This window comes from Phaeobacter inhibens DSM 16374 (assembly GCF_000473105.1).
In the GTDB taxonomy this organism is placed as follows: domain Bacteria; phylum Pseudomonadota; class Alphaproteobacteria; order Rhodobacterales; family Rhodobacteraceae; genus Phaeobacter; species Phaeobacter inhibens.
The window spans coordinates 65,700-78,203 of record NZ_AXBB01000007.1; the positions used below are offsets into that span (position 1 = coordinate 65,700).

A 12,504-nucleotide genomic window follows, 5' to 3' on the forward strand; every position below is an offset into this window, starting at 1 on the left:
CCGCGCCGGTGTCTGTGCCCCTCAACCGGTCACAAGAGCGCCGGGCCTGTTCGATCCCTGGTCCAGATCAGAGGCATCCCGACTGACGTCACCCCGCCCAGCCTGCCGCGACCATAGCATGGCATAGGTGCCCCCCAGCGCCAGCAGCGCGGCATGGCTGCCATCTTCGGTGATGCGGCCCTGATCCATGACGACAATCCGGTCCATCTGCGCAATCGTGGACAGGCGATGCGCAATGGCGATCACCGTCTTGCCCTGCATGACATCCATCAGCGTCTCCTGAATCTCGGCCTCCACCGCGCTGTCCAGCGCCGAGGTCGCCTCGTCCAGGATCAGGATCGGCGCGTTCTTCAGCACCACCCGCGCAATCGCAATCCGCTGCCGCTGCCCGCCGGAGAGCGCCACACCGCGCTCGCCCACATGGGCGTCATAGCCGGTCCGCCCCGCCTGATCGCGCAGCCCCAGAATGAAGTCATGGGCGCGGGCGCGTTTGGCAGCCGTCACCATCTCCGCCTCGCTGGCGCCGGGGTTGCCATAGAGGATATTGGCCCGCACCGAGCGGTGCACCAGCGCGGTGTTCTGCGTCACCACGCCAATCTGCCCCCGCAGGCTGTCCTGTGTCACGCCAGTGATCGGCTGCCCGTCGATCAGAATGCGCCCCCGTTCGGGATCGTCAAACCGCAACAACAGCGACACCAGCGTCGACTTGCCCGCACCGGACGGCCCGGCAATGCCAATGCGCTGTCCGGCTCCGATCGTCAGATCAAGCCCCGCCACACCTCCGCTGCCATCCTCCGATGCTTTGCCATAGCTGTGATGCAGCCCCTCCACCCGGATCTCTGCCTGGCTCACATGCAAGGCAGCCGCATCTTCCGCATCGGTAATCGCATGCGGTGTGGCCAGCGACCGCAGCCCCTCGCGGATGACGCCCATATTCTCAAACAGGCGGATCGTCACCCAGAGGATCCAGCCGCTCATGCCGTTCAGCCGGATGGTCAGCGCCGCGACGGCGGCCACCTCCCCAACGCTGACCTGACCCAGCGTCCACAGCCAGATCGCCGGAGCCACCACGATCAGGATCAACACACCGTTGATGGCAATGCTGCCAAAGGCCAGCGTGGTCATCATCCGCATGAACCGCTGATAGCGCGCCCGCAGCCGCCGCAGCGCCGACAGCGCATAACCCAGCTCCTGCCCGCCCTGCGCAAACAGCTTCACGGTTTCGATATTGCCATAAGCATCGACAATCCGCCCGGTCGCCCCGGAGCGCGCGTCGGACCATTTCTCCGCCGTCGCCGCAACACTGCGGGCAACATGGCGCACATAAATTGCGTAGATCACCACCCAGATCAGCAGCGGCACCGCCAGCCGCCAGTCGATCTGCGACAGCACCACCACCGCGCCCAGCATATAGGTCCCCGCAAAGAGCACCGCCTCAAACATCATATGGACGCTGTCCTGCACCGCAGGCCCCATCTGCATCACCCGATTGCTGAGCCGCCCGGCAAAATCATGCTGAAAGAAGCCAACCGACTGCCCCAGAAGATGCCGATGCGCCTGCCAGCGGACCTGTTCCTGCAGGTTGGAGGACAGCGTCTGCTCCAGCAGCAGGTGGTTCAGCCCGACCAGCGTCGGGCGCAGCAGCAGCACGCAGAGCAGCGCCAGAATCATCTCACCGCCGTGATCGGCCCAGAATGCAGCGGCGCCGCTCGCGCTCATCAGATCCACCAGCCGCCCGGCATAGAAAATCAGCCCGCTTTCCATCAGCGCGGTCAGCACGCCGGTGACCAGCATCAGCGGCAGCCATTTGCGATAAGGCACCAGCTGCTGCATCAGATACCGCCAAAGACCCGCCTGCGGCGGCGCCATCTGTGACGCCGCAAAAGGGTCGACAAGGTTTTCAAAAGCCCGGAACATAAGGTCCCTCTCAAGGATGAAGTGAAATTCGCCTGAGATGTGGGTCGCCTGTTCTTCGCATCATCCGGGACCGGCGCGCGCCCTGCGCCGCCGTATTTCCCGATGTCTGACACGACATCTGCCTGCACCATAGCGCCGCCGTTCTAATCCCACAGCGCTGCCTTGTCAGCCGGATAATCCACCATGGGCAATGTCCTGCAACCGGGAAATCGACTTGCACCGCGCGGGAGAATCTCTATCTTTCAAATCTGATAGAAAAACTAAGGATTAAGCCGGATGCTCACGGATACAGGCCATTTCGACACGCCGAATGCCTCCAAATACCTGCAACAGCTGTGCAAACATTTCGCCCATAAGGTTGCCGTCACCCATGATGATACCAAAGGCACCGTGGCACTGGGCATGGGGCCTGCGACCCTGACCGCCGAGGGCCAACACCTCCGCGCCGAGGTCACCGCCCCCACTGCCGAAGAGCTGGATCACGCCCGCCAGATCATCGACAACCACCTGAAGCGCTTTGCCTTTCGCGAAGAATTTGAGGCGATGACCTGGGCCTCCGCAACGGCTCCTGCCTGACCAGAGGTCAGACATAAAAACCTGACCAGAGGTCAGAACTGGATCGCATAAGCGGTGGAGCGCCCGCCGGCCTCCATTCGCGTGACCACGCCGGCCGCTTCCAGCGCGCGCAGATCGCGGGTGGCGGTGGCCGGAGAGGTCTTGGTGATCTTGCGATAGGATTTGGCGCTCAACCCAACCGCCAGCCGCTCTGGTCCCTGCTTAAACAGCAGACGCAGCGCATGGGCCTGACGGTCATTCAACATCGGTCCATAGCGCAGAAAGAACTGATTGCGGCGCAGGATGAACCCCGCCTCATCGCGCGCCGAGGCCGCGGCCCGCGTCAGCGTGCGCAGAAACCAGAGCACAAATTCGGTGGCGTCAATCGTGCCAGTCGCGCCCACTCTGCGCCCGGCCTGCAGCGCCTCATAATAGGCTTTCTTGTCCCGCTCCACCTGTCGCGACAGCGAGAACGGCAATGCACGGTTGCGGGCAAACACATGTTCGATCAGGGCGCGCCCAATGCGGCCATTGCCATCTGACAGCGGGTGAATGGACTCAAACCACAGATGCGCCAGCGCCGCCTTCACCGCCACTGGCAGCCCCTGATCGGCGTTCACCCAGTCAAGGAACTGCGCCATCTCCGCCTCCAGCCGATCCGGCGGCGGCGCCTTATAGAGCACATCCCCCGGACCTGCCGTCGCGGAGCGCACAATCTCCATCTCGAACTGCCGCCAGCGGCCCAGATCCTCGACCTCCATGCCGGTGAACAGCAACCGGTGCCAGGTCAGGATTTGCGCGCTGTCCAGCGGCTGATCGGCCCGGCGCGCCGTCAGCATCAGCTCCGCCACCGCATCCGAGCGCCGCGAGATCGCCGCCCGGTCGCGATGGCGCAGCGAGGCCACAACCGAGGCTTCGATTTCGCTCGCATCCAGTGCCACGCCTTCGATTCCGAAGGAGGCCATCGCCTCCTGCACGATCTGGCGCAGCAACAGATCCTCTTGTTCCTGCGGGGTCAGCCCGTGGACAAGGCCCGTCACCTCGCCCACCGCCTCAGCGGCGCGGGCCAGGTCCGGTTCGATACCTGCGTGATCATAGCCAAATCGCGGCCAGGCAAGCGTTTGCCAGATCTGTGACATGAGGAGATTGGCCCTCTTATTCAAATCAAAAGTGACGTCAATATGATCTGAATATACCCTCTAATCAAGTCACAGAGCGAAAAGAGGACCGCTGCCCCCTCCTGGATACTGCCAACAATGGAAGAATGACGCCAATTGGCCGTGGCCTTGCCCCCCGGCAAGCGCTGCCACGGCCCTGGCAGTGGTGCGGGTCGCAGAATTCGACCCTTCCCTGCGCCTCCCCGACCATACGCCATGCGGTAATGCGACGTCCGGTCAAGCCCATCAGGCTTTGCTGTCTTCACCCCGCCGCGCGCTGGCCTCACACCAGATGCGCAGCCTTGCAAAAACAAAAGGATGCCCCGCCACTCACAGCAGGCCACCAGCGCCGCATTCACCGCCTGCCAAAACAGATCCGAGGACCGACAGGAGATGCACGCAACACCTCGGCCAAGCTAGCAATGGCGCAGGGCAGGTGTTATCCCTTAACATTAGGGGGTATCTCAGTGGATTGGACCGACATCGACAGTCTGGAACGCTGCAACAGCACTGATGCGCTATGGGCGCAGGCCCTGCAAATCTTTGCGACCATGGGCTTTGACTATGCCATCTACCTCACCGTGGAGGGCGACCGTAGCCATCCCCATATCCACACCAACCTGCCGCAGATCTATGAGCAGCTGCCCAGCCATCGAGATCCGTTTCTGGATCATTGCTGCAACAGCTATGAGCCGCAGTTCACCGGCACGGAATTTCTCTCCGATCATCCCTATCTGGAGGCCGAGGAGATGGCCTTCATCCGCGGGGCCTCGGCCAAAACCGGATTTCGCGCCGGCATCGCCATCCCGGTGCGATTGCAGGGATCAGATCGGTTTGGCGGTTTCAACCTTGGCACCGCGCAGACCCACGACAGCTTCATCGCGCATGTGGCGGGCAAGACCGACAGCCTGCGGTTTCTCTGCTTGATCATTCACCGCCGCATGGAGGAGCTGCGCCAGACCGCCAGCAGCCCCGCCGCCAATCCCTCCGAACCGGATGCGGAGGGGGCCGGGTTCGACCGCCCCTTGATCGCACCGCCCCCGGCAGCGCTGACCCGGCTCAGCCCGCGTGAACGCGAAGTGCTCTACCTGTTCAGTCAGGGCCTCACCTCCAAGGAATGCGCCGCGGTGTGCAAGATCTCACCGCATACGGTGTCGGAATACGCCAATTCCATCTACCGCAAACTGAACGTCCGCAACCGGGTCGAAGCAATCGGCGTGCTCGCCGCAGCAGAGCGCACCCCGGACCGCAACACCCAGCTCTAACCCGCAGGCAACATCCGCATTTACCCCTGTCCGGCGTTCTTCCCTGCTGGCAAGGACAAGGAAACCGCCCGCAGATCTGTCCCTTGCCGCCGCCCGCTGCTAAAGCCCTGAGAAGGACTTTGAGGATCGGGCACGCGATGGTCGACGATAAATATCTGCTGGCTTTGTCGGCCTTTCACCTCGGGATGGCGCTGTTCTGCACCAATCAACTGCTGCTGCATCAACGCCACCAGCGCGTCTATGTCCCTCTGGCGCTGTTCTTCCTGACCCAATCGGTCAGCGAAATACTTGTTATCGTGGATTTGGTGGTCGCCGATGAGGCCTATGATTATCTGATCTCACGGTTCAACAGCATGCATGTGCCCGCCGTCTTTGCCCAGCCGCTGCTCCTATGGCTTTATGTCCGCGCCCTCACCTCGGAGGATGACGGCCCGCCGATCCGCCAAAGACTCTGGCATGCGGTGCCCATCCTGCTGGCGATCAGCATGGTGGTGCTGTTCTGGACCATTCCGAAATCCCTGTTCGCCCAGAACGATCTGGAGTTCGCCGACCTCAGCCAATACATCCAGGCGATCCTGATCTACTTCCAACTGGTCGAGATCTTGTTCTACATTCAGGTGACGCTCTATCTGATATTGATCATGAAATTGCTGTCGCGATATCGCGCGCGGCTGAAGGATCTGTTTGCCACCACCGAGGACCGCGAGCTGACCTGGGTCTGGTGGATCACCACCACCGTCGCCGCCTATCTTCTGATCAGCATCGCCGAGATCCTCGCCGACCTCTTCGAAATTGAGATGTTCCAGCTGTTCAGCGACGCCTCCGACCTGACCAATGGGCTGACCAGCCTTGCCATCACCTGGGTGATCGGCATCTGGGGGGTGCGGCAACAGCCCGGGCTGATGCCCAAACCCGGAGGCGACACGCCGCCCGCCACCGACCGGGAGCTGGCCGCCGCAAAATACGAGCGTTCCGCCCTCACCGATGATCACGCGGCCCGCATCGCCGCCAAGATCGAACGCGCCATGACCAAGGATATGCTCTACCGCGATCCCAATCTGTCGCTCTGGGATCTGGCCAAACATATCAGCGTGACCTCGAACTACGTGTCGCAGACGCTGAATATGACGCTGCAATCGAACTTCTTCGACTACGTCAACAAATGGCGCATTCAGGACGCGGTGACGCAGCTGCATGATACCGATGAAACCATTCTGGTGATTGCGCATGATGTCGGCTTCAATTCCCGCTCGTCCTTCTACAACGCCTTCAAGCGCGAGATGAACACCACCCCCTCTGCCCTTAGGGCCAGCCGCGCCGCCGCCGATCCGGCGAGCTGAGGGGCGCTGCGAAGTCGGCACCGTGACCGCCCCGGCGTTGTTGGGAGGCCTGTAGGTTTGCTCATGCCGTGGCCTCAGCAGCAAGTCCCCGCCGCGCCGCCCGACGACGTGCCCGCCGCTGCTGACCGCGTGTGCCCAGCACCAACATCGCCGGGGTGACCAGCAGCGTCAGCAGCGTCGCCGCCACCAGCCCGCCGGCAATAGTTGTCGATAGCTCGGTCCACCACTGGCTAGAGGGCGCGCCAAACACCATGCTGCCGGTCAGCAGATCCAGCTTCATCCCCAGCACCATTGGCATCAGCCCCAGCACCGTTGTCAGCGAGGTCAGCACCACCGGCCTGAGCCGCAGCGCCCCCGCCCGCAGCGCCGCCTCACACGGGGACTGCCCGGCGCTGCGCTGCGCGTTATAGGTGTCGATCAGCACGATATTGGTGTTCACCACGATCCCCGCCAGCGCGATCACCCCGATGCCTCCCATCACCACGCCAAACGGCCGCCCCGCCACCAGCAGCCCCAGCAGCACACCCGCAATGGAGAAGATGATCGCCGACATCACCACAGCGGCCTGATAGAAGCTGTTGAACTGTGCGATCAGGATCACCGCCATCAGCACAACCGCCGTCACAAACGCGAGGAGGAGAAACCGCATCGCCGCATCCTGCTCCTCCGCCTCGCCCTTGAACCGCCAACTGACACCATCGGGCAGATCCGCCACCACCATCGCCTGGCGCAGCCGTTCAATCTGCGCATCCGCCAACAGCCCCGGCGCCACATTGGCCGACAGCGTCAGCACCCGCGACTGGTCGCGCCGCTCGATTGAGCCCGATCGCGGCACCGGTGCAAAGCGGGTGAAATTGGCAATTGGCACCAGCCCGGACGCGGTCGGCACCCGCAGGGCCCGCAGCCCGTCGAAACTGCGCTCCGCCGCCGGGAACCGCACCCGCACATCCACCGACTCCGCCACATCATCGGGGCGAAAACTGGTCACCATGACGCCATGGGTCAGCAATTGCACCGTCTGGCCCAGAAGATTGAGGTCGGCGCCGTAGCGCGCAGCCTCGGCACGGTCGATCTCGATCCGCCATTCCACCCCCGGCAGGGCCCGGCTGTCGGCCACATCGGTAAAGCCGCCGATCCCGGTCATGATCTCGCGGATCTGCCCCACCGCCGCCTCCGCCACGGATGGGTCACGGGCGGTGATGTGCAGATCCAGCGGCTTGTCACTGCTTGGCCCGTCGTCCTCGGTCTCCACCCGCACCTCGACCCCCGGCAGATCCGCCACCTCGGCACGGATCCCCGCGCCGATCTCGGCTGCGGGCGGACGCTGGTCCCAAGGGTCCAGCTCCAGCTGAATGGTGCCGATCAGGTCCAGATCATCGCCCCCGCCGAGCGAGGTCACCGCATAAACGCTGGTGATGCCCGCAGTCTGCAACAGCTGATCCTCCACCACCCGCACCAGCGCGTCGCGCTCATGGATCGAGAAATTGTCCCGCGCACGCAGCTGCACCTGCATGAATTCAGGCTCTACTTCAGGGAAAAACGTCAGCCCCACCCCGTATTTTCCATAAAGACCAAACGTCCCCAGCAACAGCGCAACGCTCAACAGAACGGTGGTGCCGGGAAACAGCAGCGCCCGCTGCAACATCCGCGCATAGATCCCGGCCATCCCACGGCCAAGGCGCGGATCACCATGTTCCGCCGCATGGAGCGCCTGTTTTGCCGCCGCACTCTGCGGGGAGCGGCGCGCGATCATCCCGCCCAGCACCGGAATGAACACCAACGCCATCAACAGCGACGCGGCCAGCGTCACGATCACGGTGATCGGCAGGAATTTCATGAACTCACCGGTGGTGCCGGTCCAGAACAGCAGCGGCACAAACACGCTGAGCGTGGTCGCGGTGGAGGACACCAGCGGCCCCGCCATACGCCCCGCCGCCGCGCGATAGGCCTCTGCCGCTGTCCGGCCCTCCTGCAGGTAGCGGTCGGCCAGCTCCGTGGTGACAATGGCGCCGTCCACCAGCATTCCGACCACCAGGATTAGCGAAAACAGCACCACGATGTTCATCGTGATCCCCATCGCCCACAACAGCGCCACACCGGCCAGAAACGCACCGGGGATCGACAGCCCGACCAGCAGCGCCGGCCGCAGCCCCAGCGCATAGATCACCACCAGCATCACCAACACGATGGCCGCCACCACATTGGCCTCCAGATCGCCCAGCATGGTCTCCACCTCGCGGCTCTCATCCAGCAGATAGTCGACCCGGACGCTCTGCGGCCAGTCCTGCTGCGCGGTGGCGATCACCGCCTTGGCGGCGGCCACGGTCTCGATGATATTGGCGCCGCTGCGTTTGGTGATATCCAGCGTCAGCGCCGGTTGACCGTTGATCCGGGCAAAGCTGCGGGGATCCTCAAACCGTCGCCGCACCACTGCAATATCGCCAAGGGTCACCACCGCACCGCCCTCCACCTTCACCGGCATCTGCATCAGGTCAGCGGCGCCATCGACCAATCCCGGCACCTTCAGCACGAACCGCCCGGCGGCACCGTCGATGGTCCCGGCGGCAATCATCGCATTGTTGCGATTGATCTGACCCACCAGCGCCTCAAACGACAGCCCATAGGTGGCAAAGGCAACGGGGTCGATCAGCACCTCCAGCAGATCCGACCGCCCGCCGCCGATATCGACCTCAAGCACACCGGTCAGCGCCTCCAGCCGGGTTTCAAGCTCCCGCGCCATGCGGTTCAGGCTGCGCTCCGGCACCCGTCCAGAAAGCACCGTGGTCAACACCGGAAACAGCGCCGTGTTGATCTCCACCACCACGGGCTCGGTGGCGGCCTCCGGCAGGTCGGGGCGGGCCTGATCCACCGCCACCCGCACCCGGTCCAGCGCCTCTGCCACATCGGCACCCGCCTCAAATTCCAGCGTCACGCTGGCATAGCCCTCATAGGCGTGGCCCTTCATCTCCTTCAGATCCGCCAGCCCGCTCAGCCCGGTTTCCAGCGGCTTGACCAGCAGCCGCTGGCTGTCATCCGGCGAAATGCCCGACAGGCTGGTGCTGACATAGACAAAGGGGATCGGAATATCCGGATTGCTTTCCTTCGGAATATTTAAATAGGCATAGGCGCCACCGCACAGCAGCGCCGAAAAGATCAGCATCACCGCCCGACTGCGGGCAAAGATCACCGCAAGAAACCCGTTCATCGCCGATCCTCCGCGCCTGCCGCCCGTCCCGTGGTGGCTGCCGCATCTCTGGGCCGCACCACCTCTCCTGCGGTGACAAATCCCTGCCCCACAGTGATCAGCCGCAACTGATCTGCCAGCCCACTGACCCAGACGCCATCGCGCTCGGACTGGACAATCTCCACCGGCGTAAAGACCACGCGGTCAGCGTCATCGACGCTCTTGATGCCCAGCACCCCGGCCATATCCAGCGAAAGAAGCGCCGGGGACAGGAAATGCGCCTGGACAATGTCCAGCGGCACCGCAATCCGGGCGCTGATCCCGGCCGGGATCGGGGGCGCATTGAATGGGGACGGATTGTCCAGCATCACCTCAGCGGCAAAGCTGCGGGTATCGGCCTGCGCGCTTTGCCCCAGAAAACTCAAACGCCCTTCGGCGCTGTCACCGTTCAGAAACCGCACCTGCGCCATCGCCCCCGCGCGCAAGGACCCTCGCTGGTGCTGCGGCACCTGAAAACTCACCCGCAGGGGATCCAGCGCCACCACCCGCGCCACCGCAGCCCCCTCCTGCACATAGGCACCGGGGGTCAGGTCGAACTCCTCCAGATGACCGGCAAAAGGCGCGGTGATGCGCGTCTCCGCAAGGCTCTGACGGGCGGCGGCCAGATCCGCCTTGGCCACGGCCAGCGCCTCGCGCGCCTCGCTCAGCCGCTGCTCCGTGGTGGACCCGCGCTGATGCAGCGCTGTGGCGCGGGTATGGTCACGCTCCGCCCGCAGCAAAGACGCCTCCGCCCGCGCCAGCGACGCCGTGCGCTGCGCAGGCTGCAAACTGGCCAGGAGCTGCCCCGCCTCTACCCGCGCGCCCTTGGCCACCGCTACGCGGGCCACATGGCCGGACATCTCCGCCCTCAGGGTTGCATCCCGGTCGGGTTTGCTGACCCCTTCGGCGCGCAGCATCCGGGTCACCGGGGCGGCCTGTGACAGGCGCACCGCAACCGAAACAGGCTCTATTACCGGAGTATTCGCCTCACCGCCGCCTGCCACAGGGGCGGCGGGCCAGACCAGTCCCACCGCCATCCAGATCACCAGCCCGGCGCAAATCATCGCCGCCAGGCGCGGCGGCCATCTGGCCTCCGGATCGCTCACAAACTCCAACCCCGCAGGATCCGCCCCGCCCACGCAGCCGGGGGGCTGCGGGGCTGAGGCGGGCTGTGCCACAGCTGCCGTTGCAGACCTGTTCACCTGAGGATCCGGCGCCGCTGGGGGTACAGTCGGGGCGGGTGTCTCAGCGACCTGCGACGTTGGGGACGTCTCGTTCACGGCAGATACCGGTGGCACAGCGGCAGCAGAGCCTGCCGGAGACGCGGTGTCACCCCGCACCCCCTCTGCCCTACCCTGCTGGTTCGCATGAAGCGGGGTGGCCATGGATCAGAAACTGTAGATCAGGCCAAGCCCAACCGAATAGCGATCCTTGTTGTTGGTCAGCGGGCTGTCGTGAACCTTCTTGTCGACCAGCTGATAATCCACCGTACCCAGTACCGACACTTTGTCGCTGATCGGATAGATCACGGTCATATCGACAAAGGGCTCGGTGGTGGAGCCGACATCATAGGCGGCGCGCTGCGCGTTTGCCTCGCTGGCGGACACCCCGTAAAGGAAGTTGTTCAGCTTCCCGTCCCGCATCCGCGCCCCGGCGCCGATGTCGACCCCCAGCTGACCCATCTGGAATTCGGTCCCGAACTTGGCTTCGACGTGATAGCCGTCATGCTCGTTGGAGACATCCGCCATCGCGCTACCAGCCATATAGAACCCGTCAAACCGATAGGTAAAATCAAACCCGGCCTCAACCGGGGTGCTGCGTTTCAACCCGGCAAACAGCGGCTTGTTCTCCGGGAAATCCGGCTTCTCGCCTGCGCCAACACGCACCGAGACCTCCAGATCCTCACCGTTCAGGAAATGATAGGCGACCCCGTCCCATCCGACATGCAACCGATCACTGTCATAGGACACAAACGGCAGCGCGGCGGCCTCTGTGCCTTCGCCTTTGTAAAGATCTGAGGCCGCAAACGCCCCCAGCCCGAGGGTGAACTGCCCGTTGGCAAACAGCCCATCAGCGGCGGCACCTGATGCGCCCGCCAGAAAACACGCGGTCACGAGAGCGGCGCTGCGTTGAAAATTCATTGTCGTATCCTTTTTAAGGTCTTGGTTGGGTATCTGTGATTTGCCCCGCAGCGCGCGTGCCACGCAGCCAGATCCGGGGCGAATGAAAGCAATGTATTCGGCGTCTTTCAGGTCAGGCGCCAGACCGCGGGCGTCTCAGCCGTCAGGCGCGGGCGCAGATCCCTGTCCGTGCGGACACATCCGGACACAGCAAACGCCGATCAGCGCCGCCGATGGGTGATATCGGCATGCACCACACAGGGCTCCGCAGAGCCGATCTGCCGGGCGATGCGCGGCGGGAAGGTGATCGTGGCCACCGCCTTCTGATCAATCAGCCCCTCAGAGATCACCCGTGTCTTCAGCGCGGTTACGGTTGTGACTTTGCCAAACAGGGTGCGCTCAATCTCGGTCATCACCCCTTCCCAGCGGTTGGGGCTGGTGCGGGTCCAGTCGATATCGACCTCCCAGGCGGCATTCAGATGGTTGAGGTCCAGCGGGGTGGAGAAAGTCAGCGGCTTGGAATACAGCACCTCATCCTCGGCATCCGCTTCAATCTCGCGCCGCAGGGTAGCCGAACAGCCACTGACCGAGCGGAACTGCATCAGCGCCAGCCAATGACCATCGCGCGGCTGGATGTCATCGACACCGGCGCCGGCACGGCTCGCAGGCGACACCCCAATGGCAAGCCCCAGCGCGATGCAGACCACCACCGGCAGCAATGGCACATTGCGTCGGTACTGCCGCAGGGCTGAGGTCAGGTGACGGGGATGAAAAGAAGCTCTGAGCATGGCGCGGTCTCTCTCTGGCCAGATATCGGGGTGGGCGACAACAGCGGGTTTCGGGGCCGCACATCGGCCACCTTGATCACAGCTGTGACAGACCCCCGCGCGCCTGTCGTCCAACCGGGCCGGACAGGACGCGAACCCT

Annotated in this window: 9 protein-coding genes; 3 read left to right on the forward strand and 6 right to left on the reverse strand. The window is 63.8% G+C overall.

All coding sequences use genetic code 11. The annotated features are described in order from the left end of the window. Positions 1–21: 21 nt before the first annotated feature. A complete protein-coding gene (locus INHI_RS0103260) occupies positions 22–1,917 on the reverse strand; it encodes an ABC transporter ATP-binding protein (protein ID WP_027246710.1) in 1,896 nt (631 codons plus the stop codon). A gap of 276 nt (positions 1,918–2,193) precedes the next feature. Between INHI_RS0103260 and INHI_RS0103265 the strand changes: the two genes are divergently transcribed. Further along, complete coding sequence (locus INHI_RS0103265; protein ID WP_027246711.1) at positions 2,194–2,493, forward strand: DUF2218 domain-containing protein; 300 nt, start codon at positions 2,194–2,196, stop codon at positions 2,491–2,493. 32 nt (positions 2,494–2,525) lie between these two features. On the opposite strand, the gene INHI_RS0103270 is transcribed toward INHI_RS0103265, so the two are convergent. After that, the gene (locus tag INHI_RS0103270; protein WP_027246712.1) at positions 2,526–3,611 is read right to left on the reverse strand and encodes a Fic family protein; all 1,086 of its coding nucleotides are present in this window, start codon (positions 3,609–3,611) and stop codon (positions 2,526–2,528) included. A 485-nt stretch (positions 3,612–4,096) separates the two neighbouring features. Here INHI_RS0103270 and INHI_RS0103275 point away from each other — a divergent pair, with 485 nt between their 5' ends. Then, entirely contained in the window at positions 4,097–4,894 is a 798-nt protein-coding gene (locus tag INHI_RS0103275; protein ID WP_254656830.1) for a helix-turn-helix transcriptional regulator, read from the forward strand. Between the two features lie 137 nt (positions 4,895–5,031). Continuing rightward, entirely contained in the window at positions 5,032–6,234 is a 1,203-nt protein-coding gene (locus INHI_RS0103280) for a helix-turn-helix domain-containing protein (RefSeq protein WP_027246714.1), read from the forward strand. Positions 6,235–6,295: 61 nt separating this feature from the next. Here INHI_RS0103280 and INHI_RS0103285 read toward each other — a convergent pair whose 3' ends face one another. From INHI_RS0103285 to INHI_RS0103300, 4 genes are all read right to left on the reverse strand, one after another. After that, the gene (locus INHI_RS0103285; protein ID WP_027246715.1) at positions 6,296–9,439 is read right to left on the reverse strand and encodes an efflux RND transporter permease subunit; all 3,144 of its coding nucleotides are present in this window, start codon (positions 9,437–9,439) and stop codon (positions 6,296–6,298) included. Then, a complete protein-coding gene (locus tag INHI_RS0103290; protein WP_254656831.1) occupies positions 9,436–10,659 on the reverse strand; it encodes an efflux RND transporter periplasmic adaptor subunit in 1,224 nt (407 codons plus the stop codon). Before INHI_RS0103290 ends, INHI_RS0103285 begins: the two co-directional genes overlap by 4 nt. A 186-nt stretch (positions 10,660–10,845) precedes the next feature. Then, on the reverse strand, positions 10,846–11,598 hold the full coding sequence (locus tag INHI_RS0103295) for a MipA/OmpV family protein (RefSeq protein ID WP_027246717.1): 753 nt from the start codon (positions 11,596–11,598) through the stop codon (positions 10,846–10,848). A 200-nt stretch (positions 11,599–11,798) separates the two neighbouring features. Next, complete coding sequence (locus tag INHI_RS0103300; protein WP_254656832.1) at positions 11,799–12,365, reverse strand: hypothetical protein; 567 nt, start codon at positions 12,363–12,365, stop codon at positions 11,799–11,801. Positions 12,366–12,504: the final 139 nt, after the last annotated feature.